The following is a 23,754-nucleotide window of genomic DNA, read 5'->3' on the forward strand; positions in this document are numbered from 1 at the left end:
CCCCCGGGACGGACGCCCTGGCCTCCGACAGGGATGCCCCCGGTAGGGACGCCCCCGGCCCCGGGACGGAGTCCCCCGGCCGTATCGTCCTGCTCACCACCAGCCACCGCGTCGCCCCGGGGCTGCTGTCCTGGCCCGCCTGGCAGGCCCTGCGCGGCGCCGACCGGGTGCTGTGCGCGGACGGCACGCACCCGCAACTGCCGTACCTCCGCGAGGCGGGCATCACCGTGGACGAGACGGCACCGACCGCCCAGGAGCTGGTCGACACCTGCGCCGGCGGCCGCACGGTGGTCGTCGTCGCCACCGGCGAGGGCGAGCCCCGGCTCACCGACGGGCTGGCGGGGCTCGCGGGCTCGGGCCGCATACAGATGCCGGACCTGGAGCTGCTCCCGGCCTCCTACGACCTGCCGGGCGCCCGCCTCCTGGACCTCGTCCAGGTCATGGACCGCATCCGCCTGGAGTGCCCCTGGTCGTCCCAGCAGACCCACAAGGGCCTGGTGAAGTACGGCATCGAGGAGGCGTACGAACTGGTCGAGGCGATCGAGGAGGGCGACCGTGACGAGCTGCGGGAGGAGCTCGGCGACGTCCTGCTCCAGGTCGTCTTCCACGCCCGGATCGCCGAGGAGGGCGGCCCGGAGGACGAGGACACCCCCTTCTCCATCGACGACGTCGCCGCCGGCATCATCACGAAGCTGATCCACCGCCACCCGCACGTCTTCGGCGACGAGACCGCCACCACCCCCGAAGAGGTCAAGGAACACTGGCTGCGCACCAAGGCCGAGGAGAAGCGGCGGACATCGGTGACCGAGGGCATCCCGCTGGGTCAGCCGGGCCTCGCCCTGGCGGCGAAGCTGGCATCCCGGGTGCGCACGGCGGGACTTGAGGTCGAACTCCCTCAAGGCGAGGGCGTCGGCTACGAGTTGCTGGCCATGGCCGCCCGCGCCGAGGCCGAGGGCGTGGACCCGGAGACGGCACTGCGGACAGCGGCACGGGCCTACCGGGACGCGATCCGCGCGAGCGAGCGCCCCGCGGAGGCGTGAGGGCCGGGAGTCAGCCGTCCGGCGCGCGGCTCGCCGGGTTGTGCCAGCTCGGCTGCGGACGGTCGAGCAGCCACTCCGCCGTGCCCAGCGGCCGGGTGCGGTCCTCCGCGGTCGGCGCCAGCAGGTCGTGGAAGATCCGCTCGGCCGGAGTGCCGAGGCCGGGAAGCTCGGCGCCGATCTCCTCGACGAGCCTGGGCGGCCCGGCCAGATAGACGTCGTGCCGCTCCCAGCCCGCACGGTTGCCCAGCGCGGTCAGCAGCCGCTCGGTCGCCTGCGCCTTGGGCCGGCCGGGCGCGGGAGTGATGAACGTGGCCGAAAGCAGCGGAAGCCGGGCCTGGAGCCCTTCGACGGCCGACCGGTCGTACAGATAGGACGTGTCCCGGGCGACGAGGAAGAGCCTGGCCTCGTGCGTCTTGTCGAGCTGCTGGAGAAGCGCCTTGACGGGGGCCCAGCCGGTGCCGGCCGCGACAAAGGTCAGCGGTCGCTCCACGGGCGTCCGCAGGGTCATCCCGCCGCCGGGCGCGCCGAGCCGCAGGACGTCCCCCTCCCGCGTCCGGCGGACCAGGGCGGTGGAGAGCACCCCGTCCTCGACCCGGCTGATGTGCAGGTCGACGGTGTGGTCGGCGCGGGGCGCGTTGCCCAGCGAGTACGGCCGCCAGATGCCCGGCAGCTGCGGGGTGTTGACGCTGACGTACTGGCCGGGGGAGTACCGCAGCCGCCGCTCGGGCCGCAGGGTCAGCACGGCGAGGTCCTCACCGTGCCGGGTCCTGGACACGACCTCGGCGTCCCACCAGGACGGTTCGCCCGCCTGCTGCGACTCCCAGGCGCCCTGGAGCATGACGTTGGCGATCGCCCCGTACGCCTCGACCCAGGCCTTCTCGACCTCCGCACTCCACGACGTCCCCGCGACCATGGTGAACGCGGCGATCAGGCTCGTCCCCACGGCGGCGTAGTGGTCCGGCTCCGCCAGATACTTGCGGTGATCCCGTCCCAGGTCCCTCAGATAGTCCGGCAGCGCCGGATCCCCCAGCCGCTCCATCACATACGTCAGCGCCGCGAACAGCCGGTCCCGCTGCCGCTCCATGTCCTGCGGAAAGTCCAGCGGAAACAGCTCGCGTACGTCCGGGTGGTGCCGGAACAGATGCGAGTAGAAGTACTTGACCGCGAACTCGGCCCGTCTCTCGACGACCGCGAAGCTGGATCTGAGTATTTCGGGGTCCACTTCGCGAATGTAGGGAGTTGTCGAGTCACGAAGTCAAACAGCAGACCATTTCCGGACAGCCTGGGGTGAAGGTGTGGAGGGCGACCGGAAGTGCAGGCTCAACGGCGAGTGGGCACCGGGGTGGACACCGGTCGAGTAGGCGTGAACTCCACAGGCAGGTTCCGCAGCCCGCGCATGATCAGGCCGCCGCGCCAGCGCAAGTCCGCGGGATCGGAGGCAAGGCGAAGATCTGGCAGCCGACGCAGCAAGGTGGCCAGCGCGGCGCGGCCTTCGAGACGGGCGAGCGGGGCGCCGATGCAGTAGTGGATGCCGTGCCCGTAGCCGAGATGCTGGTTGTCCCGGCGGGAGAGATCGAGTGTGTCCGGCTCGTCGAAACGGGCAGGATCGCGGTCGGCGGCGGCGAGGACCACGAGCACGGGGTCACCGGAAGCGATTCCCTGTCCGCCGATTTCGAGAGGCTCGGTTGCGTAGCGCCAAGTCGCCAGTTCGACAGGACCGTCGTAGCGGAGGAGTTCTTCGATGCCCGTGTCGAGCAGCTCTCGTTCGCCGCGGTCGATCGACTTCTGCAGTTCTGCCCGCTGCCTCGGGTTGCGTAGCAGTGCGTATGTGCCGTTGCCAATAAGGTTGATCGTCGTCTCAAAACCTGCGAAAAGCAGCACAAAACACATGGCTGCGGCTTCGTTCTCCGTGAGTTGCTCGCCGTGGTCGGAGGCGCGGATGAGCCCGGAGATGAGGTCTTCGCCGGGGCCGGGGGTGTCCGGGAGTGCCTGCCGCTTGCGGTGGATCAGCTCGGCAAGATAGCTGCGCATCTTCTTCACGGACCGCGCGACACCGCCCCTCGGTCCGCCCTGGTGCCGGATCATCATCCCTGCCCAGTCCCGGAATTCGTCTTGGTCCTCGCGGGGGACGCCCAGCAGATCGCAGATCGCGTAGATGGGGAGAGGGAACGCGAACTCGTGGATGAGGTCGGCGCTTCCGGTGTGCGCGAACTGGTCGATGAGGTGGTCGGTCAGTTCCTGGACGCGCGGGGCGAACTCGGCCACGCGACGCGGAGTGAACGCCTTGGAGACGAGCCGACGGAGGCGCGTGTGGTCCGGCGGGTCGATATTGAGCAGGTGGGTCATGAGGTTCGCGCTGCGCTCGCCGGGGATTCCCGTCTTGCTCTTGCCGTGGGCGCCTTCGGAATGGTGCACGGGATTCTTGGAGAGCCGCGCGTCGGCGAGGGCCAGTTTGGCGTCCGTGTACCGAGTGACGAGCCATGCCTCCACCCCGCTGGGGAGTGTGGTGCGGTGCACCGGCGAATGCTCACGGAGCCACGCGTAGGCAGGGTAGGGATCGGTGGCGAACTCCCAGTTGAAGAGCTCGGGTTTGATATGCGGGGCGTTCACGGGGTGACGGTACCTGGAGTCGGGTCGCGTGGCGGGGACTCTGAACTGTGCAATTCGCCTTCAACTGCCCAGAGCGGGAGGTAGGGTTCCGTAAAACGGCACCGGCCCCAGAGCGCTTGCGACAGCGCAGAGGAGCCGGAACCTTCCCGGCGGTGAGCCAACACCCCGGGGACGGAACAGTCTCGGAGGACTGAACATGCCCATTGTGGCACGCCCATGCCTTGCCGCCCCTGCGGCCGTCGTTGTCGCCAAATACGCGCGCGTCTCCACCCTCGACCAGCTCGACGGTTTCGGATTGGAGGACCAGGAGAAGGTCTCCGACGTGTGGCTCGGCCAACACCCTGAAGTCGCCGTCTATGACTCCTACGTCGACGAAGCTGTGTCCGGGGCTCTGGAGAGCCGCCCCGCGATGGATCGTCTCGTCGCTGACGCACACCGACAGTGTTTCAACCGCATCCTCGTGCCCAAAGTGGACCGTATCGGACGCACAGCCCGAGCCGCCTACCAGTGGGCCTGGAACATGGCTGACATCGGCATCCACTTTATTTCGGTGACAGAGGGAATCGACACCGGCACCGAAGCAGGCTGGCAGCAGTTCATGCGGTACGTCACCCTTTCCGAGATGGACTGGCGGCGTATCAAGGAGCGCACCGTTGCCGGGCGGGAACTGAAGATCAGCTACGGCGGCTGGCCGGGTGGCCCGGCGCCCTACGGCTACAGGATCGAAAAGGACACCAAGGAAGTCGGCGGCCGTCGCAAACGCTTCTCCGTCCTCGTCACCGACGCCCGTGAATCTCTGGTTCTCACCCTCGCCGCAGAGCTCATCGTCGACCGGAGAATGAACCTCACCGAGGCTTGCGCGGAACTCAACAACCGCGGACTCTTTGCTCGCAGCGGCGTTCCCTGGAGCGTCGCCAACCTCCGCAACCGCCTCCGTGGCGAGACCATTCACGACGGCTACGTGGTCTACCGAAAGACCGATCGCGGTAACGGAGGGAACCACACCCGCCGCGGCGACGACGGCGCCCCCGTTCATGGAGATCAGGTCAAGATCGGCGTTCCGCCCGTTATTTCCGTGCAACGGGCTGCGGAGCTCATGGCCGCTCTGAAGGAACTCGGCTTCCAGAACGGGCGGCGCGGGAATCGTGTCTACCCCCTGACCGGACGGATCCACGGCACGTGTGGCGAGCCGTACCTGGGAGCGGGCAGGGGCACCAGCCGGTCCTACCGCTGCAAGGGGGTTCTCAAGATCCCCTCTTGCGGTGAGCCCTACATCGAGGCGGACGGCATCGAAAGCGCCGTCTGGATGGAGCTGGCCCGGATTCTCAATGACGAGGGACGCTTCCAGGGTCCGGCCGCCGAACGGGTGGGCGGACTCCCCGGAGACGCGGACTCCCCGGAGACAAGGAGAAATACGACAGTCGCGTCGCTGAGTTCACGACCAGGATCGCCGAACAGGAGCACCTGCTCGAGGTGCGCATCCCTGAGTACGTACGCGCCGGTGTCGACCCAGCGGTACTCAGGGCCTCCGTCATGGCGCTCGAGACCGAACTCGCGGAGCTCCGGGACCAGCTCAAGTTCGCCCAGCAGTGGTTGGAGGCGAACAGCGACCGTTGGCGCGCGGCTCCCGACCTATTCGACATCGAGACCAGCGCCGAGGAGCGGCTGAGGAACCTGACGCCGGAGGAGTGCAGGCAGGTCGTCGACATGTTCGACCTCAAGGTCGTCCTCGGTGGGGCCGCCATGCTCGGCAAACCCGGCGTGAGGTGCGCCGTCAGTGAGTGGCACTGGACGACCGGCACGAAGGTACCGCCGGACCCCGATGACGAACAGTGGGAGGAGGTGCTGGAGGTGCTGCGGTCGTACTTCACCAAGCGCCACTTCACGAGCAAGTACGACATCCGCATTCAGTTCGAAGGGATGCTCCATCGTCTTCGGCACGGCCTCTCCTGGACTGACATGCCGCTCACTTGGGGACCTGTCAACCCGATTCGTGAGCGCCACCTGTCGTGGTGGCAGAAGGGTGCGTGGCCGGAAGTCATGAAGGCCCTGGACGCCGGCATCGACGGAGTCGGCGCTTACCAGCGGCCGGTCCTGCCGCAGTTCACGGTGACCGGTCAATTCCGGGACCGGGGAGCTCGGTGAGACCCTGCCACCCGCCTTCCCGACCTCCAACTCGCGGGTGATTCCGCTGATTTGCGGTGGCGCGGTGGGCTGATTATGCGTGGATTGCGCACTCTTCCAGTGGAGTTCACCACTCCGCGCCAGTTGTCCCCCGGGCGGTCGCAAGGGTCTTCGGGTGTCGCGAAAAGCTGACGCTTCCTCAACATTGTGATCTTCACGTGATCTGCGCTGCATCGACTTGTGACAAGCGTTCGAGTGTCGATACGTTCCTCGTCAGCACGGATCATCCGTCGCCGGCGTCGTCGTACGTCGCTGTTGTCACCTGCTGTCACGCGAAAGGCTTCCGTATGCTCTCCGGGAACGGCCGTCATCGTCGACCCCGTCAGGCTCCGGCTCTCATGGTCGCGGCAGGGGTGACCGGATCGGCCATCGTGATCCCGTTGCTCGCCGCCACGGGTGCGAGCGCGGCCGACGCCACGACCTGGGACCGCGTCGCGGAGTGCGAGACGGACGCCTCCTGGAGCGAGAACACCGGCGACGGGTACTACGGCGGGCTGCACTTGACCCAGTGGGACTGGGAGAACTACGGCGGCCTCGACTACGCCCCGAGCGCCGACCAGGCCAGCCGCTCGCAGCAGATAGCCATCGCCGAGAAGATCCTCGACGGCCGCGGCGTCGTCGCCTGGCCCACCTGCGGGCCCCTCTCCGCGCTCAGCGAGGACTCGGCCCTGGACATCGACACGGGCCTCCTGGACGGCTCGTCGCCGTCCGACGAGTCGACGGGCTCGACGGGCTCGACGGATTCAACCGGCTCGACCGGTTTGGACGTACTGCCCGATTCGTCCACTCCGTCGCCGTCCACCTCGCCCTCCTCAGGAGCTTCCTCGGACACCTCCGCGGATCCGGCCGAGTCCGGCGACGCGAGCGCGACGAAGGATGGCGATTCGGACAAGTCCACCCAGAGTGCCTATCCTTCGGACGCGGCGAGCACCTCCGGACGTCACCGCGGTACCGCCGCCCAGGACGCGACCGACAGCCGTACGGACGACAACTCGTCCGGGCGGCACGCCTCACGCGACTCCGCGACGGCTCGCGAGACCATCGTCGGCTCCTACCCGGCCGTCGTCGACGAGAGGCTCTCGGTCATCGCGGAGGCCTTCGGTCTCGTCGGTGGATGGCTCGACCCGTCCACCGCGGACGAGGAGACGGCCGACGTCGAGGCGCCTGTCGTCTTCCCCGGTCACGGCCTTGACAATGCTGCCGAACCGGTCGAAAAGTAGCGGGAGTTCGGGTCATGGTTCGCCATGGAATGTCCGGTTTGGTGAGAATGAGAGATGGATCTCAGACCCCCTGATCGTCTTTGATATTCCGCCCGCGGCCTGTCTACGGTCGTGACCGCTCGCCACTGGTGAGCCCCGTGGGTCGCAACGCCGAATCCTGCCAGCGGCCGTACGGGAACAATCGTCGCGTCAAGCGCCGTAGGCAGGAGCGGGGGACCCAAGGTAAGTGCCGCGCCCGGTAGTTGACCGGGAGTGGCTTGGGGTGAAGACGTGCACCGCAAGGTGCGCGACCGGGCACTCACCCGCCCGAACCCGACAGCTCACCTCGTAGGCGTCGGTGAGGGGATCACTTCATGCTGCGTTCGTGCAAGGGCAAGCACCGTCGTCCGTCCAAGGCCACCCGTATCGTCACGCTCGCCGGGGTCGCCGGTGTCGCCGTCGCCGCCCCGCTGATGGCGTCCGGCACGGCCTCCGCCGCCAGCACCTCCGAGTGGGACACCGTCGCCCAGTGCGAGTCGGGCGGCAACTGGTCCATCAACACCGGCAACGGCTACTACGGCGGCCTGCAGTTCTCCGCCTCCACCTGGTCCGCCTACGGCGGCAGCGCGTACGCCTCCACCGCCGACCAGGCTTCCAAGTCCCAGCAGATAACCGTCGCCGAGAAGGTCCTCGCGGCGCAGGGCAAGGGTGCCTGGCCGTCCTGCGGCACCGGCCTGTCGGGTGCCGCGTACAACGGTGGTACGAGCGACTCGTCCTCGTCGTCGGGCAACTCGCAGAGCACCACCCCTTCGCAGCAGCCGAGCGCCAAGACCGACGAGCAGCGTTCCTCGCGCTCCTCGGAGCGCCCGACCGTCGCCAAGGAGACCGTCGAGACCCCGACCGGAAAGACGGTCAAGAAGGGCGACGGCGAGTACAAGGTGAAGAAGGGCGACAGCCTCAGCGCCATCGCCGAGGCGAAGAACGTCAAGGGCGGCTGGCAGAAGCTGTTCGAGCTGAACAAGGACATCATCGACGACGCGGACTTCATCTTCCCGGGTCAGCAGCTCCACCTCAGCTGACGGTCGGGTCCGCCGGCCCGCGGCGGTCGGCCGGCGAATCACATCCGGCTCGTAGCTGAACCACGGCCCGCTCATATACGTGGTCCTCATACTGAGGGCCTCGTGTGGGTCATCCCCCGTCCCCACGGGCTCCCCGCTCCGGTGCGTGTTCCCCCGTACGCACCGGGGCGGGGTTTTTTCTTTCCGGGTCCGGTCCGGGCGTCGGTTCCGCCTCCGGGCCGGTATTCATTCCCTTTTTGTTCCATTCTGGAACAATGTTCGCTCCCAGTTCTGCCCAAGAGGTGGTCGACCGGCTGGCCGAAGCGCCGGAGCCGGTTAGGCTCATCCCGCGGGGCTGCCACAGTCCCGCGTACCCGCGTCACATCCCAGAAGGAGATGCTCGTGCCGTCCATCGACGTCGTCGTAGCCCGGGAAATCCTCGACTCGCGAGGGAACCCCACCGTCGAGGTCGAGGTCGGCCTCGATGACGGCAGCACCGGTCGTGCCGCCGTCCCGTCCGGCGCCTCCACCGGAGCCTTCGAGGCCATCGAGCTGCGCGACGGTGACCCCAACCGCTACCACGGCAAGGGTGTCGAGAAGGCCGTCCTCGCCGTCATCGAGCAGATCGGCCCGGAGCTCGTCGGCTACGACGCCACCGAGCAGCGCCTGATCGACCAGGCGATGTTCGACCTGGACGCCACCGACAACAAGGGCTCGCTCGGCGCCAACGCCATCCTCGGCGTCTCCCTCGCCGTCGCCCACGCCGCCTCCGAGGCCAGCGACCTCCCCCTCTTCCGCTACCTGGGCGGCCCGAACGCGCACCTGCTGCCCGTTCCGATGATGAACATCCTGAACGGCGGGTCGCACGCCGACTCCAACGTCGACATCCAGGAGTTCATGATCGCCCCGATCGGCGCGGAGTCCTTCTCCGAGGCGCTGCGCTGGGGCGCCGAGGTCTACCACACCCTCAAGAAGGTGCTGAAGACCAAGGGCCTGTCCACCGGCCTCGGCGACGAGGGCGGCTTCGCCCCGAACCTGGAGTCCAACCGCGCCGCGCTCGACCTCATCATCGAGGCCATCAAGCAGGCCGGTTACATCCCCGGCGAGCAGATCGGGCTCGCGCTCGACGTCGCCGCGTCCGAGTTCTACAAGGACGGCAAGTACGAGTTCGAGGGCAAGTCCCGCTCGGCCGCCGAGATGACCGAGTACTACGAGGAGCTCGTCTCCGCGTACCCGCTCGTCTCCATCGAGGACCCGCTGTACGAGGACGACTGGGCCGGCTGGAAGGTCATCACCGACAAGCTGGGCGACAAGGTCCAGATCGTCGGCGACGACCTCTTCGTCACCAACCCGGAGCGCCTGGCCCGCGGTATCGAGGAGGGCTCCGCGAACGCCCTGCTCGTCAAGGTCAACCAGATCGGCTCGCTGACCGAGACGCTGGACGCCGTGGAGATGGCGCAGCGCAACGGCTTCAAGTGCATGATGTCGCACCGCTCCGGCGAGACCGAGGACGTCACCATCGCCGACCTCGCGGTCGCGGTGAACTGCGGTCAGATCAAGACCGGCGCCCCGGCCCGCTCGGACCGCGTCGCCAAGTACAACCAGCTGCTGCGTATCGAGGAGATCCTCGACGACGCCGCGGTGTACGCCGGCCGCAGCGCGTTTCCCCGCTTCAAGGGCTGACGCCCCGCGCTCGGCGGTTCCCCGCTTCAAGGGCTGAGCGCCACCCGCTTGGGAAGCGTCGTCCGTACGTCCCCGTACTCGGTCCCGTACCGTGTGCGGGGACGTACGCACGTGCAGGCAGGTATCGGGGAGGCGGGACTCATGGCCGTGAAGGACCGGGACCGGTTCTCCACCGCGACCAGGATCAAGCTGCTCGGGGAGCAGACGGCGGCCCGGGTCTACCGTTCCCAGACCAAGCGGCAGGCGCGCCGCTCGCGGCTCACCGGGCGGGCGGCGCTCCTCGCCCTCGTCGTCTGTTCCCTGGTCGTGGCTCTCGCGTACCCGATAAGGCAGTACGTGTCCCAGCGCGCGGAGATCGCCGGTCTCGAGCGGCAGCGGGAGCAGGCCCGCACGCGGGTCGAGCAGTTGCGCGATCTCAAGGCGCGCTGGCAGGACGACTCGTACGCGGAGCAGCAGATCCGGGACCGGCTGCACTATGTGATGCCGGGGGAGACCGGCTACATCGTGATCGACCCGGACGCGGCGAAGCAGTCCCGGGTCGACCAGGGGGCGGGCGACCGCCCCTGGTACACCAACGTGTGGGACGGCGTGGACAAGGCCGACCGTTCCGGCCGCTGATGTCGTCCCCCGCCTGCCGGGAGACGGCGCGTCAGCTGTCTCCCGCCGGACGCGTCGCCTGTTCCCGCCGTCCGAAAACCGACAGCTGACCCAAGGAAAGACAACCTCCAGGCATGCAAACGCCCCCGCCCACCACTCCCTCCACCGAGCCGACCGACGCGGATGTCGAGGCCTTCGAGCAGCAGCTCGGGCGCCCGCCGCGCGGTTTGCGCGCGATCGCGCACCGCTGTCCCTGCGGTCAGCCGGACGTGGTGGAGACGGCGCCCCGTCTTCCGGACGGGACGCCGTTCCCGACGACGTACTACCTGACGTGTCCGCGGGCCGCTTCCGCGATCGGCACGCTGGAGGCCAACGGGGTCATGAAGGAGATGACGGACCGGCTGGCGGAGGATCCGGAGCTGGCCGCCGCTTATCGCGCCGCTCACGAGGACTACCTCGCGCGCCGTGACTCCGTCGAGGTGCTGGCGGGCTTCCCGAGCGCGGGTGGCATGCCGGACCGGGTGAAGTGTCTGCACGTGCTGGTGGCCCACTCCCTGGCGGCGGGTCCCGGCGTGAACCCGCTGGGCGACGAGGCCATCGGGATGCTGCCGGAGTGGTGGCGCAAGGGGCCCTGTGTGACGTCGCCGGGGGACCCCGGCGACGGCGTGGCCCCCGCCGAAGAGGAGACCGTCAAGTGACCCGTGTCGCCGCCGTCGACTGCGGTACGAACTCCATCCGGCTGCTCGTCGCCGACGCGGACCCGGCGACGGGGGAACTCGTCGACCTGGACCGCCGTATGACCATCGTCCGGCTCGGCCAGGGCGTCGACCGGACCGGGCGGCTGGCCCCGGAGGCGCTGGAGCGCACGTTCGCCGCCTGCCGTGAGTACGCGGCGGTCATCGAGGAGCACGGCGCGCGGCGGCTGCGGTTCGTGGCGACCTCGGCCTCCCGGGACGCCGAGAACCGGGACGAGTTCGTGCGCGGGGTGCTGGACATCCTGGGCGTCGAGCCCGAGGTGATCACCGGTGACCAGGAGGCGGAGTTCTCCTTCACGGGCGCGACGAGGGAACTGACGGGGCGGGACGACCTCGCCAGGCCGTACCTGGTGGTGGACATCGGCGGCGGCTCCACGGAGTTCGTCGTGGGCGACGACGAGGTGCGTGCCGCGCGTTCCGTGGACATCGGCTGCGTACGGATGACCGAGCGGCACCTCGTGCACGACGGGAAGGTCAGTGACCCGCCGACGGCCGCCGAGGCCGAGGCGATCCGCGCGGACATCGAGGCGGCGCTGGATCTCGCCGAGCGGACCGTGCCGCTCCGTGAGGCGCGCACGCTGGTCGGGCTCGCGGGCTCGGTCACCACGGTCTCGGCGATCGCGCAGAACCTCCCCGAGTACGACTCGGCCGCCATCCACCACTCCCGGGTCCCCTACGACCGGGTCCGCGAGATCACCGAGTCCCTGCTGGCCTCGACGCACGCCGAGCGGGCCGCGATCCCCTCGATGCACCCGGGCCGCGTCGACGTCATCGCCGCGGGCGCCCTGGTGCTCCTCTCGGTCATGGAGCGGACCGGCGCGGCGGAGGTCGTGGTCAGCGAGCACGACATCCTCGACGGGATCGCCTGGTCGATCGCGTAGCGGCGGCACGGCGGGGTGGGGGAGAGGCGTCGGCAGGCCCGCCGGTCGCCTCTCCTGAGCAGGTCGGACAACGTATGAGCGCACTTTTGGGCTCTCGGAATCCTCTTGGCGACACGCCGCCGGAAAAGTTCGTGAAGTTCTTCACAAGGAAAAAGCCCCTGTTCGGCGAGGAATTCGCTCCCGTGGTCCCTCCGGGCGGCTCACCAGGTCGGGGAGGGCGCTCACCGGAGCGTTCGGGGCGTGTTTCGGGCGTGTGAAACGGGGGCTGGTCCGGCCCGGCCGAGGTGCCTTCGCGAGGACGGAGTAGCAGCTCACGCGGTGTTGACAACGGTCCGAACCGGACGCCCGGACCCCAGTCGTGGCATGACTTCGATCATGCGGGCCGCGCAGTGTAGCAGAGGGTCCGCAAATGCTTGTGAAGGGGCTCACGAGCGACCCCCCTGGGGCAGGTGGATACTCGATGGCATGAGCACCACGGAGCGTCCCAGGATCCTCGTAGTAGGCGGTGGGTACGTAGGCCTGTACGCAGCTCGGCGCATTCTCAAGAAGATGCGCTACGGAGAGGCGACCGTCACGGTTGTCGACCCCCGGTCGTACATGACCTACCAGCCCTTCCTCCCCGAAGCCGCCGCCGGCAGCATCTCCCCGCGGCATGTCGTCGTCCCGTTGCGACGCGTGCTCCCCAAGGCGGAGGTCCTCACCGGTCGGGTCACCACCATCGACCAGGACCGCAAGGTGGCCACGATCGCTCCCCTCGTGGGCGAGGCGTACGAGCTGCCCTTCGACTACCTCGTCATCGCGATGGGCGCGGTCTCGCGCACCTTCCCGATCCCCGGCCTCGCCGAGCAGGGCATCGGTATGAAGGGCATCGAGGAGGCCATCGGCCTGCGCAACCACGTCCTCGAGCAGCTCGACAAGGCCGACTCGACCACGGACGAGGAGGTCCGCCGCAAGGCGCTCACCTTCGTCTTCGTCGGCGGCGGCTTCGCGGGTGCGGAGACCATCGGCGAGGTCGAGGACATGGCCCGCGACGCTTCGAAGTACTACTCCAGCGTCTCCCGCGAGGACATGCGCTTCATCCTCGTCGACGCGGCGGACAAGATCCTTCCCGAGGTCGGGCCCAAGCTGGGCCTGTACGGCAAGGAGCACCTGGAGAGCCGGGGCGTGGAGATCTACCTCTCCACCTCCATGGACTCCTGCGTCGACGGTCACGTCGTGCTCAAGAACGGCCTCGAGGTCGACTCCAGCACGATCGTCTGGACGGCCGGCGTCAAGCCGAACCCCGTCCTCTCCCGCTTCGGCCTGCCGCTGGGCCCGCGCGGTCACGTGGACACGCAGACCACCCTCCAGGTGCAGGGCACGGACTACATCTGGGCCGCGGGCGACAACGCCCAGGTGCCGGACGCCGCCGCCCGCAAGGCCGGCGTCGAGAACGCCTGGTGCCCGCCGAACGCCCAGCACGCGCTGCGCCAGGCGAAGGTGCTCGGCGACAACGTGATCTCCGGCCTGCGGGGCTTCCCGCAGAAGGAGTACGCGCACGCCAACAAGGGTGCGGTGGCCGGCCTCGGCCTCCACAAGGGCGTCGCGATGATCGTCATGGGCAAGGTGAAGATCAAGCTCAAGGGCCGTCTCGCCTGGTACATGCACCGTGGCTACCACGGTCTCGCCATGCCGACGTGGAACCGCAAGATCCGCGTCATCGCCGACTGGACGCTCGCGATGTTCCTCAAGCGTGAGGTCGTCTCGCTCGGCGCCATGGAGACTCCTCGCGAGGAGTTCTACGAGGCCGCGAAGCCGGCGCCCGCTCCGGCGGCGGCCGTGGCCGCGCCCGCGCCCGCCAAGGCCGAGGAGAAGGCCAAGGCCTCCTGACGCCCGGTCACTGAACACCCCGAAGGGGGCCTCCCGCCATCCGTGGTGCGGGAGGCCCCCTTCGGCGTTCCCCGGCCTGCTCCGGCCTTCTCCGGCGGTTCCGCGACTGCCGCACCGGCAGCGAAAGCGTGGCGTCTGCACGTATTTTGCGAAGCCGTGACACGGCGGGGGGACTGCGCGCGGCGCGTCTTGGTGTTTACGTGGATGTTGGAGCTTTCGGGAGTGTTGTCACGGAGGTGTGGGCCATGCAGGACGCCGCGCTGCGGCTGAAGAGCCTTGTCGAACAGTTGCTGGGAGCTCCGCTCCCGCTGCGTATCCGCGCCTGGGACGGCTCGGAGGCAGGCCCGCCCGCCGCCCCCGTACTCCTCGTCCACAACCGCCGGGCCGTGCGCCGGCTGCTGTGGAAGCCGGGGGAACTGGGGCTCGTGAGGGCGTGGGTGGCCGGGGATCTCGGCGTGGAGGGCGACCTCTACACCGCCCTCGACCTGATGGCAGGGCTCGTGTGGGAACGGGGAGAGGACGCGCGGGGGGCGGCGGAGGCCCTGCGGGACCCCGAGGTGCGCGCCGCCGTGCGCGGGCTGGTGAGGCTGGCCGGGCCGCTGCCGCCCGCCCCGCCCCCCGAGGAGGTGCGCAGACGCCGCCACCTGCACACCAAGCGAAGCGACCGGCAGGCCATCAGCCACCACTACGACGTGGGGAACGACTTCTACGAGATCGTCCTCGGGCCGTCGATGGTCTACTCGTGCGCCTACTGGGAAGACGGCGGAACCCTGGAGGACGCCCAGCGCGACAAGCTCGAACTCGTCGCCCGCAAGCTGGACCTGAGAGCGGGACAGCGGCTCCTGGACGTCGGCTGCGGCTGGGGTTCCATGGCCATCCACGCCGCCCGGGAGCACGGCGTCAGCGTGGTCGGCGTGACGCTGTCGCAGGAGCAGGCCGCGTACGCCCGTAAGCGGGTCGCGGAAGAGGGACTGACCGACCGGGTGGAGATCCGGGTGCAGGACTACCGGGACGTCACGGACGGGCCGTTCGACGCCATCTCCTCCATCGGCATGGCCGAACACGTGGGCGCCGAAAGGTACCTGGAGTACGCCCAGGTGCTTCGCCGGCTGCTGAAGCCCGGCGGGCGGCTGCTCAACCACCAGATCGCCCGTCCGCCGCGCCAGGACGAATCGGCGTACCACGTCGACGAGTTCATCGACGCGTACGTCTTTCCCGACGGCGAACTCGCGCCGGTCGGGACGACGGTGACCCAGTTGGAGCGGGCCGGGTTCGAGGTCCGTGACGTCGAGTCGCTCCGCGAGCACTACGCCCTCACGCTGCGCGACTGGGTCAGCAACCTGGAAGCGCAGTGGGGGCGTGCCGTCGGGCTCACCAGCCCGGCCCGTGCCCGCGTCTGGCGCCTGTACATGGTCGCCTCCGTGCTGGCCTTCGAGCAGAACCGCATCGGCGTCAACCAGGTGCTGGCGGTCAGGACACCGGAGGCGTCGGGCGCGTCCGGGATGCCACTGCGCTCGCGCGACTGGAACTGACCGGCGTACGGAACGACGACGGGGCTCCCGGTACGGCAACGGGGTCCCTGGTACGGCGACGGGGCCCCGGTAAGACGAAGGGGCCCCGGTACGACGAAGGGGCCCCGTTCCGTCGTGGAACGGGGCCCCATCCGCCGTACGGTTACTCCGACTTGATCGCCGACAGCATGTTCAGGCGAGCCGCCCGCCGCGCCGGCCACAGCGCCGCGAGGATGCCGACCGTCCCGGCGAGGAGCAGGAAGAGCCCCATCCTGGCCCAGGGCAGGACCAGTTCGTACGTCGGCATGGTGCTGCCGAGCAGTTCACCGGCGGCCCAGCCGAAGAACACGCCCAGGCCGATGCCGAGTACGCCGCCGAAGAGCGAGATGACCAGGGACTCCAGCCGGACCATCCGCTTGATGCCCTTGCGGTCGAGGCCGATCGCGCGGAGCATCCCGATCTCCTGCGAGCGCTCGAAGACCGACATGGCCAGGGTGTTGATGACACCGAGGACCGCGACGATGACGGCCATCGCGAGCAGGCCGTAGAGCATGTTCAGCATCAGGGTGAAGATGCTGGCGATCTGGTCTGAGATGTCTTTCTTGTCCTGGACCTGGATCGCCGGGTTGTCGCCGAGGGCCTTCTCCAGCTTGTCCTTGGTGGCGTCCGAGGTGCCGCTCGACGTCTTCAGCATGACCTGCATGTCGAAGGCGTCCGTGGTGTGCGGGGTGAGCGTCGAGTTGTCGAGCATGATGCCCGAGATCATCTCGTTGCCCTGGTAGACCCCGGCCACGGTGAGCTGCTGCTTCTTGCCGTCCTCGTAGGAGACGGTGAACTTCGAACCCGCCTTCCAGCCGTGCGACTCGGCGGTGTCGTCGTCGACCACGACCTGCGTCCCGCCGACCTTGAACGAGCCCTCGTCCAGGGTGAGGTCGGTGAGCTTGGCGATGGAGGCGCCGTTGACGCCCGTCAGGTACTCGGTCTGCTGGTCGATGCGCGAGGGCGCGTTGCGCAGCGCGCTGGTGTCCGTGACCCCGTCGAGGCCGGCGAGCTTCTTCTCGACGTCCGGCGAGAGCGACCGGCCGTTCGCCATCGAGACCACGTAGTCCGCCTTGATCGCGGAGCTGGCCATCTTGTCGATCGACTTCTGGAGGCTGCCCGCCATCACCGTCATGCCGGTGATCAGGGTGAGGCCGATCATCAGCGCGGAGGCGGTCGCCGCGGTGCGGCGCGGGTTGCGTACGGAGTTCTGGCGGGCGAGCTTGCCGGAGACCCCGAAGACGCGGAGCACCGGGGCGGCGGCCGCGATCATCGGGCGGGACAGCAGCGGCGTGAGGATGAAGACGCCGAGAATGAGCAGGACTGCGCCGAAGCCCATCGGGGCCTGGCCGTCCGAGCCGCTCATGGTCGTCGCGAGCAGGACGACGGCGACGCCGGCTCCCGCGAAGAGGGCGCCGATCGTGTTCCGTACGACCAGGGACTTCGTGGTCGCCTGCGCGTGCACGCTGCTCATCGCGGCGACCGGCGGGATCTTCGCCGCGCGGCGGCCCGGCAGCCAGGCGGCGAGCATCGTGATGAGGACGCCGACGAGCAGGGCCGTGACGACCGTGCCGGGCGAGATCACCAGCGGGCCGTCCGGTACGGGCGCGCCGAGCGTGCCGATCAGGGAGCGCATTCCGGCGCCGATGCCGATGCCCGCGACCAGACCCGTGACGGCCGCGACCGCGCCGACCACGAAGGCCTCGACGAGTACGGTCCGGGTGACCTGCCTGCGGGAGGCGCCGACGGCGCGCAGCAGCGCGAGCTCCTTGGTGCGCTGGGCGACCAGCATGGTGAAGGTGTTGGCGATGATGAACGTGCCGACGAACAGCGCGATGCCGGCGAAGACCAGCAGGCCCGTCTTCATGCCGCTCATCGCCGAGGAGATCTGCTCGGCCTGGTCGGCGGCGGCCTTCTCGCCGGTGGTGGTGGAGGCGACGTCCTTCGGTACGACCTTGTCGAGCTGGCTCTGGAGGGCGGTCTGGCTGGTGCCGGCCGCGGCCTTCACGTCGATCTGGGCGTAGCTGCCGACCGAGTCGAAGAGCTTCTGCGCGGTCGCCGTGTCGAAGAGGGCGAGGCTGCCGCCTGCCGAGACGTTGCCGTCGTCGGTGGTGAAGATGCCGGTGACGGTGGGCGTGAGGACGGGTCCGTCGACGGACAGTCGTACGGTGTCGCCGACCTTGTACCCGGTCCGCTTCGCGGTCTCGGAGTCGATCGCGACCTCGTTCGGGCCGCGCGGCGCGCTGCCGCCGGTCAGCGGATACCGGGGGTCCTTGTCGCCCCAGTAGTTCCCGCCCGCCGACTGGAAGCCGTCGCCGACGAGTTTGCCGTCCTTGCCGGCGATGGCGGTGAAGCCGTTGACGACGCCGATGGCGGAGGCGGCACCGGGGACGTCGGCGGTCTTGTCGAGCAGCTCCTGCGTGAGCTTGTGCGCCTTGCCGACCGTGTCGCCGGTGTCGTCCTGGACCTCCGGCTCGATGACGACGTCGACCTGGTCGAAGCCCTTGGCGGAACTCGTCTGGTAGGCGTCCGAGATGGTGTTGGTGAAGACCAGGGTCCCCGACACGAACGCCACGCCGAGCATCACGGCGAGCACGGTCATCAGGAGCCTGGCCTTGTGCGCGAGTACGTTGCGCAAGGCGGTTCGGAACATGGGGGTCTCAGTCCAAGGAGGGTAGGAAGTCTGCGGCGGCGCGCGGGTGGCGCCCGGCCTGGCGGACCGGCGAGCGTCAGCTCGTACGGCCCTTCGCGTCGAACTGCTTCATCCGGTCGAGGACCGCGTCCGCGGTCGGCCTGAGCACCTCGTCGACGATCCGGCCGTCGGCCAGGAAGATGACGCGGTCCGCGTACGCGGCGGCCACCGGGTCGTGGGTGACCATGACGACGGTCTGGCCCAGCTCCCGTACGGAGTTGCGCAGGAAGCCGAGCACCTCGGCGCCGGCGCGGGAGTCGAGGTTTCCGGTCGGCTCGTCGCCGAAGATGATGTCGGGCCGGGAGGCGAGCGCGCGGGCGACGGCGACGCGCTGCTGCTGGCCGCCGGAGAGCTGGGAGGGCCGGTGGCTGAGGCGGTCGGCGAGGCCGATCATCTGGATGACCGTGTTCAGCCACTCCTTGTCGGGCTTGCGGCCCGCGATGTCCATCGGGAGGGTGATGTTCTCCAGGGCGGTCAGCGTCGGCAGCAGGTTGAACGCCTGGAAGATGAAGCCGATCTTGTCCCGGCGCAGCTTGGTGAGCTGCTTGTCCTTCAGCGAGCCGAGTTCGGTCTCGCCGATGCGGACGGAGCCGGAGGAGAACGAGTCGAGTCCGGCGACGCAGTGCATCAGCGTGGACTTGCCGGACCCCGAGGGGCCCATGATCGCGGTGAACTCCGCCTGCCGGAAGTCGACGGTGACCCGGTCGAGCGCGATCACCTGGGTCTCGCCCTGTCCGTAGACCTTGGAGAGTTCCGTGGCGCGGGCGGCCACCGCGGTGGCCCGGTCGGCGGTGCGGGCGGCGGTCACGGGAGTGGTGGTCACGGGAGGGTGCTCCTGTCGGGACGACAACGGTTTCCGGGGGACGTGAGTCCATCGTCTCGGCCGTTCGGGGCGTTGTAGTCAGCCGCTGTCCCGGTTCCGGGGGGCGACTTCGGTCGCACCGGGAGCGCCTGTGTCATCCCTGGGGATGACGGTCGTCCCTGAGGGCCGAGGGCCGCGGGCCCCTCACGGGTGCTGCGCGGACCGCATGTTCGGACGGTGAAATTCCGTCATTCCGTATGCGCCGACCAAAGTCGCCCGAAAGGCTGTCTGGCATGTGCGTATGGCCTGTACCGGGGGCTGACGATCCCTCAGGCATCAATAAAATAAGACAACATCGCCTGGCCTGACCGCTGTTCAAGTGATGAGCCCCGATAGGCTCGGAATCTCGACGCGGAGCCCATGGCCTGCCCGGATGGTGGAATGCAGACACGGCGAGCTTAAACCTCGCTGCCCTTCGCGGGCGTACCGGTTCAAGTCCGGTTCCGGGCACTTCCCGCTCCTGAAGCGCGGGCGCGGGTCTCGACGGACGGCGTTCCCACCGTGGCGGCCGGCTCCCTGGGTCACTTCCCCTTCGGTGGACGACTTCACCTGTTGACAGCGGACGTGCGTGGTCGGAGACTCACGGACGGAGATTGGTGAAGGAAACTTCACTATACGAACAAGTGAGTGTGAATCGAGGAACGCGAAGGGGCGTGCCGATGCGTACCACCGTCGGGATCATCGGGGCCGGGCCGGCCGGGCTGCTGCTGGCGCGGCTGCTGCACAACGCGGGGATCGACTCCGTGGTCCTGGAGAGCCGGGACCGGGCCTACGTGGAGCATCGGCAGCGGGCCGGGATCCTGGAGCAGGGGACCGTCGACGTGCTGCGGGCAGCGGGCGCCGGGGAGCGGATGGACCGGGAGGGGCTGCGGCACGACGGGATCGAGCTGCGGTTCGAGGGCAGGCGGCACCGCGTCGACCTTCCCGGGCTCACCGGAGGCAGTTCCGTGATGGTGTACGCGCAGACCGAGGTGTGCAAGGACCTCATCGCCCTCCAGCTCAAGGAGGGCGGGCCGCTGCTCTTCGAGGCCGAGGCGCTGGCGGTGGAGGGCGTCGAGGGGGACCGGCCGCGGATCCGCTTCCGGCACGAGGGGCGGGAGGACCTGATCGAGTGCGACTACGTGGTCGGGTGCGACGGGTTCTGGGGGGTCGCGCGCCGGGCCGTGCCCGCCGGACTCTCCCGGGTCTTCGAGCGGACGTACCCCTTCGGCTGGCTCGGTATCCTCGCCGACGTCCCGCCCTCGCACGACGAGCTCGTCTACGCCCGCCACGACCGTGGCTTCGCCCTGCTGAGCATGCGCTCGCCCACCGTCTCCCGCCTCTACCTCCAGGTGCCCGAGGGCACGGACGCCGGGGCGTGGGCCGACGAGGAGATCTGGGACGAGCTGGAGCGGCGGTTCGGGACCGCGGACGACTGGCGGCTCCGGCGGGGACCCATCACCTCCAAGTCCGTCACCCCGATGCGCAGTTACGTCCACGAGCCCATGCGGTACGGCCGGCTCCTCCTCGCCGGTGATGCCGCGCACATCGTGCCGCCCACCGGCGCCAAGGGCCTCAACCTCGCCGTCGGCGACGTCGTCACCCTCGCCCGCGCCCTGACCCGGCTCCGGGACACCGGGTCGGCCGAACTGCTCGACGCCTATTCCGCGACCTGCCTGCGCCGCGTCTGGCAGGCCGAGCGGTTCTCGTACGACATGACGACCATGCTGCACCGCGCCCCCGACGCGACCCCCTTCGAGGACCGCCTCCAGCTCGCCCGGCTCGAACGGGTCGCGAGCTCGCGGGCGGCCGAGACCGACCTCGCGGAGGGGTACACCGGGTTCCCGCTGGACTGATCCGGCCGCGTGCGGGCTGTCCGGACCGTCCGGGACGCCCGGCCGATCATCGTCCGGTCTCGGACGTGTCCCGTGTTGGTCATGGATTGGGGGCTCCGTCGCAGGGAATGAGGCCAGCACGTAGCGTGTTCCGCGTCATGACAAGGGAAAGATCCTCCCCAAGCACTAGGCTCTTTCCTTTGCCTACCTATTACTCTTGAGCCAACGCCACACACCGTGGCCATGGAGGAGTGAAATGAGGAGCAGCAACCCGGTCTTCTCGCGACGGGGGTTCAGCCGCGACAACGGCTCCGCGGGATTCAACGCGGCGCCGCAGGCCGGGGGACCCGCTGTCGGTACGCAGGCCAACCCGTACGCCCAGCAGGGCGGCGGCAACCCCTACGCGCAGAACCCTTACGCGCAGCCGGACCTCCAGCAGGGTGCTCCCCCGCAGGCCCCGGCCACCACCGGCCGTATGACGATGGACGACGTCGTCATGCGCTCGGCCATGACGCTCGGCACCGTCGCCGTGGGCGCCACCCTGGCCTGGGCGCTGCTGCCGGTCACCAGCACCAGCTTCGGGCTCGCCATCGGCTCGGCCCTGATCGCCTTCGTGCTGGCCATCGTGCAGTCCTTCAAGCGCAAGGCCTCGCCCGCGCTGATCCTCGGTTACGCCGCCTTCGAGGGCGTCTTCCTCGGGGTCATCAGCGAGATGTACAACAGCCGGTGGTCGGGCGCGCCCTTCCAGGCCGTGCTCGGCACCATGGCGGTGTCCGGCGCGACCCTGCTGATCTACAAGGCGGGCTGGATCCGCGTGACCGCGCGGTACGCGCGCATCGGCATGGCCATCGCCATCGCCTTCATCGTGGTCATGGCGGTCAACCTGCTGCTGGTCGCCTTCGGTGTCGCCGAGGACGGCGGACTGCGCAGCATGGGCCCGCTGGGCGCGATCGTCGGCATCCTCGCGATCATCCTCGGCGCGTTCTTCCTGACCCTCGACTTCAAGCAGATCGAGGACGGGATCGCGTACGGGGCGCCGCGCGAGGAGGCCTGGCTGGCCGCGTTCGGCCTGACCATGTCCATCGTGTGGATCTACGTCGAGATGCTGCGGCTGGCCGCCATCTTCAGCGGCAACGACTAGCCGGACCGACCGGGAGCAGCCGGTCGTCAGTGACAGAGGGGCCCGCGAACCCACCGTTCGCGGGCCCTTTGTCGTTGCGGATGCCTGTCGTCTCGGCGGTGCGCGCTCAGAGCAGTTTGCGCGCGGCCCTCCTCAGGTCGTACTCGTGAATGATTGCCTTGGCATGGCCGTACGCGAGGTCGTGCTCGGCGCGGAGCCAGCTGACCTTCTCCTCGAAGCGGAAGAGCGCGGGGCCTTCGTCGACGGTGCGCAGCCAGTCGGAGATCTCACGACCGGTGCAGTGAGGGATGCGGGCGAGCAGATTGCGATGGGTCTCCTGATAGAAGACTTGGGACATCGGCGCCTCCGGACGCAATGGGGATGTAAGCCGGTCCTTCACGCCACCGTGCCTGAGGGTTGGGTTGTTGGCAACAGTCCCGCTGCGGCGCGTACGCTCGCCGCGTGCTTGATACGACGCCGCTGACCCGTGCCGTGGATCACTTCGCCGACCGGTTGCGGGCCGCGCCGCAGAGCCGGCTGCAACGGGGGGCCGCCGCCGAGGCGCTGGGCCTGGCCAGGGAGTTGGCACGCTGGGCACAGCGTCTGGAGGACGCCGCGGAGCTTCCCCGGGAGATGCCTGACGCGGGGATGTTCGCCGCCGCCGACCAAATCACCGTCGCCGCGCACGATTTGGCACTCGTACTGAAAGACGACGGGGAGCTCGCGGAGGCGCTCGGGCTCGTGGCGGCGGCGCAGAAACGCGCCGGGGTCTGATCCGGGGATCGACTCCGGCGCGCCGTGCTCTCACCGCTGGTGGTTCGTGGCTCTGGTCGCGCCCACGCGGCGGAGCCGCACGGTGTCACAGCCCCGCGCCCCTGAGGAGGCGCTCCTGCTCGGCCCCGACTACAGCGACGCTATGACCCGGTCGGCCAGGATGTAGATGTTCTCGTCCCCGCACGCGAACGTCAGCGCGTACGCGCCCGAGACGCCGGAGCCGCCGAGCAGGACCGGGGCGGCGCCCATGCGCAGGGCCGCGGCCAGGTGTTCCGCGGTCTCGCGGTGGCCCGGGGTCATGCACAGCGTCGTACCGTCGGCGAAGACGTAGACGTCGAGGGTGCCGAGCGGGCCGGGGCGGACGTCGGCCAGCTCCGTGCCGGACTCGGCGAGTTCCTCCAGGCAGGCCACCGTGCGCTCATGGTCGTTCACGACGGGTGACTGGACCGGTACGAAGTCCGGGTGGGAGGGGTGGCGGCGGCGGGCCGCGGCGAGTTCGGCGGACTCGCCCGCGAACTCGTCGGCGTCCGGGCCGGGCTCGGGCACCGGCTCCAGGTGTTCCAGGCCGGCGAAGTCCGAGTGGCGCGGCAGAAACGGTTCGCTGTCCGGGAGGCCGAGCAGCGAGGGCATGTCCGAGGCGTCGCGTGCCTCCTGGGCGGCCCAGAACGCGCGCGCCTCGGCAAGCTCCCGCTCCCGCTCCTCGGCGAGTGCCTCGGCCACGGCAGCGCGTATCTCGTCCGTGTCCGCGGCCGTGCGGGCGGCGGGCACGAGGCCTCTGGCCGCCGTGGCACGGTTCGCGGCGAGTTCGGTGTGCAGGGCCGCGACCTGCGCGCGCAGCCCCTTGAGGGTGCGCAGAACGGCGACGCCCACGGCCGCGGTCGCGGCCGTGGTGAGCAGCAAAGCAATCGGCATGGCGCTCACTGACGTACTCCCGGTTCAAAGTCGACCCCCGACTTCCTACATCAGCTTGAAGGGCGGACTATCCCGCTGTCAGTGCGTAACGTCACGAAAGGGACAGGACTTTGGGCCCGGCGTTTAGTTGCGTATGAGCTCTGACCTGCGTAAA

At 69.2% G+C, this 23,754-nt stretch carries 20 protein-coding genes, 1 tRNA gene and 1 riboswitch; of the genes, 15 read left to right on the forward strand and 6 right to left on the reverse strand.

Translation table 11 applies throughout. From position 1 onward, the window contains the following. Window positions 1-17: 17 nt before the first annotated feature. A complete protein-coding gene (locus ACIBLC_RS34790) occupies window positions 18-1,040 on the forward strand; it encodes a nucleoside triphosphate pyrophosphohydrolase (RefSeq protein WP_399215465.1) in 1,023 nt (340 codons plus the stop codon). 10 nt (window positions 1,041-1,050) lie between these two features. Here ACIBLC_RS34790 and ACIBLC_RS34795 read toward each other — a convergent pair whose 3' ends face one another. Next, the gene (locus tag ACIBLC_RS34795; protein WP_399215384.1) at window positions 1,051-2,262 is read right to left on the reverse strand and encodes a globin domain-containing protein; all 1,212 of its coding nucleotides are present in this window, start codon (window positions 2,260-2,262) and stop codon (window positions 1,051-1,053) included. A gap of 98 nt (window positions 2,263-2,360) precedes the next feature. Further along, on the reverse strand, window positions 2,361-3,650 hold the full coding sequence (locus tag ACIBLC_RS34800) for a cytochrome P450 (RefSeq protein WP_399215385.1): 1,290 nt from the start codon (window positions 3,648-3,650) through the stop codon (window positions 2,361-2,363). A 196-nt stretch (window positions 3,651-3,846) separates the two neighbouring features. On the opposite strand from ACIBLC_RS34800, the gene ACIBLC_RS34805 reads away from it, so the two are divergent. From ACIBLC_RS34805 to ACIBLC_RS34850, 10 genes are all read left to right on the forward strand, one after another. Beyond that, window positions 3,847-5,319 carry a recombinase family protein gene (locus ACIBLC_RS34805; protein ID WP_399215386.1) on the forward strand — a complete coding sequence of 491 codons (1,473 nt, stop codon included), beginning with the start codon at window positions 3,847-3,849 and terminating at the stop codon, window positions 5,317-5,319. 74 nt (window positions 5,320-5,393) lie between these two features. Then, entirely contained in the window at window positions 5,394-5,795 is a 402-nt protein-coding gene (locus ACIBLC_RS34810) for a transposase (protein WP_399215466.1), read from the forward strand. A 392-nt stretch (window positions 5,796-6,187) separates the two neighbouring features. Further along, window positions 6,188-7,054: a transglycosylase family protein gene (locus tag ACIBLC_RS34815; RefSeq protein WP_399215387.1), complete on the forward strand. Its 867-nt coding sequence runs from the start codon at window positions 6,188-6,190 to the stop codon at window positions 7,052-7,054. 184 nt (window positions 7,055-7,238) lie between these two features. Next, window positions 7,239-7,403, forward strand: a riboswitch (cyclic di-AMP (ydaO/yuaA leader). 4 nt (window positions 7,404-7,407) lie between these two features. Then, on the forward strand, window positions 7,408-8,112 hold the full coding sequence (locus tag ACIBLC_RS34820) for a transglycosylase family protein (protein ID WP_399215388.1): 705 nt from the start codon (window positions 7,408-7,410) through the stop codon (window positions 8,110-8,112). Between the two features lie 375 nt (window positions 8,113-8,487). Then, window positions 8,488-9,774 (forward strand): phosphopyruvate hydratase, encoded by a 1,287-nt coding sequence (gene eno / locus ACIBLC_RS34825; protein WP_399215390.1) that lies wholly within the window; start codon window positions 8,488-8,490, stop codon window positions 9,772-9,774. Between the two features lie 141 nt (window positions 9,775-9,915). After that, the gene (locus tag ACIBLC_RS34830; protein ID WP_399215391.1) at window positions 9,916-10,392 is read left to right on the forward strand and encodes a septum formation initiator family protein; all 477 of its coding nucleotides are present in this window, start codon (window positions 9,916-9,918) and stop codon (window positions 10,390-10,392) included. A gap of 113 nt (window positions 10,393-10,505) precedes the next feature. Beyond that, on the forward strand, window positions 10,506-11,069 hold the full coding sequence (locus ACIBLC_RS34835; protein WP_399215393.1) for a DUF501 domain-containing protein: 564 nt from the start codon (window positions 10,506-10,508) through the stop codon (window positions 11,067-11,069). After that, window positions 11,066-12,007 (forward strand): exopolyphosphatase, encoded by a 942-nt coding sequence (locus tag ACIBLC_RS34840; RefSeq protein ID WP_399215394.1) that lies wholly within the window; start codon window positions 11,066-11,068, stop codon window positions 12,005-12,007. The genes ACIBLC_RS34835 and ACIBLC_RS34840 overlap by 4 nt, the downstream gene beginning before the upstream one ends. A 465-nt stretch (window positions 12,008-12,472) precedes the next feature. Beyond that, window positions 12,473-13,876, forward strand: coding sequence for an NAD(P)/FAD-dependent oxidoreductase (locus ACIBLC_RS34845; RefSeq protein WP_399215395.1), 1,404 nt, complete (start codon window positions 12,473-12,475; stop codon window positions 13,874-13,876). Window positions 13,877-14,121: 245 nt separating this feature from the next. After that, window positions 14,122-15,408, forward strand: coding sequence for a class I SAM-dependent methyltransferase (locus tag ACIBLC_RS34850; protein WP_399215396.1), 1,287 nt, complete (start codon window positions 14,122-14,124; stop codon window positions 15,406-15,408). 142 nt (window positions 15,409-15,550) lie between these two features. Here the strand turns inward: ACIBLC_RS34850 and ACIBLC_RS34855 are convergent, their stop codons facing one another. Together ACIBLC_RS34855 and ACIBLC_RS34860 are read right to left on the reverse strand one after the other, a co-directional pair. Next, the gene (locus tag ACIBLC_RS34855; protein WP_399215397.1) at window positions 15,551-18,079 is read right to left on the reverse strand and encodes an ABC transporter permease; all 2,529 of its coding nucleotides are present in this window, start codon (window positions 18,077-18,079) and stop codon (window positions 15,551-15,553) included. A 76-nt stretch (window positions 18,080-18,155) separates the two neighbouring features. Next, the gene (locus ACIBLC_RS34860; protein ID WP_399215467.1) at window positions 18,156-18,926 is read right to left on the reverse strand and encodes an ABC transporter ATP-binding protein; all 771 of its coding nucleotides are present in this window, start codon (window positions 18,924-18,926) and stop codon (window positions 18,156-18,158) included. A 421-nt stretch (window positions 18,927-19,347) separates the two neighbouring features. On the opposite strand from ACIBLC_RS34860, the gene ACIBLC_RS34865 reads away from it, so the two are divergent. From ACIBLC_RS34865 to ACIBLC_RS34875, 3 genes are all read left to right on the forward strand, one after another. After that, a tRNA-Leu gene (locus ACIBLC_RS34865) sits at window positions 19,348-19,430 on the forward strand. 209 nt (window positions 19,431-19,639) lie between these two features. Further along, the gene (locus tag ACIBLC_RS34870) at window positions 19,640-20,815 is read left to right on the forward strand and encodes a 4-hydroxybenzoate 3-monooxygenase (RefSeq protein WP_399215398.1); all 1,176 of its coding nucleotides are present in this window, start codon (window positions 19,640-19,642) and stop codon (window positions 20,813-20,815) included. Window positions 20,816-21,050: 235 nt separating this feature from the next. Next, on the forward strand, window positions 21,051-21,935 hold the full coding sequence (locus ACIBLC_RS34875; RefSeq protein ID WP_399215399.1) for a Bax inhibitor-1/YccA family protein: 885 nt from the start codon (window positions 21,051-21,053) through the stop codon (window positions 21,933-21,935). A gap of 106 nt (window positions 21,936-22,041) precedes the next feature. Here the strand turns inward: ACIBLC_RS34875 and ACIBLC_RS34880 are convergent, their stop codons facing one another. Then, the gene (locus ACIBLC_RS34880) at window positions 22,042-22,272 is read right to left on the reverse strand and encodes a DUF4287 domain-containing protein (protein WP_399215400.1); all 231 of its coding nucleotides are present in this window, start codon (window positions 22,270-22,272) and stop codon (window positions 22,042-22,044) included. A gap of 104 nt (window positions 22,273-22,376) precedes the next feature. On the opposite strand from ACIBLC_RS34880, the gene ACIBLC_RS34885 reads away from it, so the two are divergent. After that, window positions 22,377-22,688: a hypothetical protein gene (locus ACIBLC_RS34885; RefSeq protein ID WP_399215402.1), complete on the forward strand. Its 312-nt coding sequence runs from the start codon at window positions 22,377-22,379 to the stop codon at window positions 22,686-22,688. 129 nt (window positions 22,689-22,817) lie between these two features. On the opposite strand, the gene ACIBLC_RS34890 is transcribed toward ACIBLC_RS34885, so the two are convergent. Then, on the reverse strand, window positions 22,818-23,600 hold the full coding sequence (locus ACIBLC_RS34890) for a hypothetical protein (RefSeq protein ID WP_399215403.1): 783 nt from the start codon (window positions 23,598-23,600) through the stop codon (window positions 22,818-22,820). Window positions 23,601-23,754 lie beyond the last annotated feature (154 nt).

Source organism: Streptomyces sp. NPDC050535, assembly GCF_044457665.1.
Lineage (GTDB): Bacteria > Actinomycetota > Actinomycetes > Streptomycetales > Streptomycetaceae > Streptomyces.

Bases quoted from the DNA above. Each gene is read 5' to 3' on its own strand.
- ACIBLC_RS34805 (WP_399215386.1), top strand. From the start codon at position 3,847: ATGCCCATTGTGGCACGCCCATGCCTTGCCGCCCCTGCGGCCGTCGTT.
- ACIBLC_RS34810 (WP_399215466.1), top strand. From the start codon at position 5,394: ATGCTCGGCAAACCCGGCGTGAGGTGCGCCGTCAGTGAGTGGCACTGG.
- ACIBLC_RS34820 (WP_399215388.1), top strand. From the start codon at position 7,408: ATGCTGCGTTCGTGCAAGGGCAAGCACCGTCGTCCGTCCAAGGCCACC.
- eno (WP_399215390.1), top strand. From the start codon at position 8,488: ATGCTCGTGCCGTCCATCGACGTCGTCGTAGCCCGGGAAATCCTCGAC.
- ACIBLC_RS34830 (WP_399215391.1), top strand. From the start codon at position 9,916: ATGGCCGTGAAGGACCGGGACCGGTTCTCCACCGCGACCAGGATCAAG.
- ACIBLC_RS34835 (WP_399215393.1), top strand. From the start codon at position 10,506: ATGCAAACGCCCCCGCCCACCACTCCCTCCACCGAGCCGACCGACGCG.
- ACIBLC_RS34845 (WP_399215395.1), top strand. From the start codon at position 12,473: ATGAGCACCACGGAGCGTCCCAGGATCCTCGTAGTAGGCGGTGGGTAC.
- ACIBLC_RS34850 (WP_399215396.1), top strand. From the start codon at position 14,122: ATGCAGGACGCCGCGCTGCGGCTGAAGAGCCTTGTCGAACAGTTGCTG.
- ACIBLC_RS34855 (WP_399215397.1), bottom strand. From the start codon at position 18,079: ATGTTCCGAACCGCCTTGCGCAACGTACTCGCGCACAAGGCCAGGCTC.
- ACIBLC_RS34870 (WP_399215398.1), top strand. From the start codon at position 19,640: ATGCGTACCACCGTCGGGATCATCGGGGCCGGGCCGGCCGGGCTGCTG.
- ACIBLC_RS34875 (WP_399215399.1), top strand. From the start codon at position 21,051: ATGAGGAGCAGCAACCCGGTCTTCTCGCGACGGGGGTTCAGCCGCGAC.
- ACIBLC_RS34880 (WP_399215400.1), bottom strand. From the start codon at position 22,272: ATGTCCCAAGTCTTCTATCAGGAGACCCATCGCAATCTGCTCGCCCGC.
- ACIBLC_RS34890 (WP_399215403.1), bottom strand. From the start codon at position 23,600: ATGCCGATTGCTTTGCTGCTCACCACGGCCGCGACCGCGGCCGTGGGC.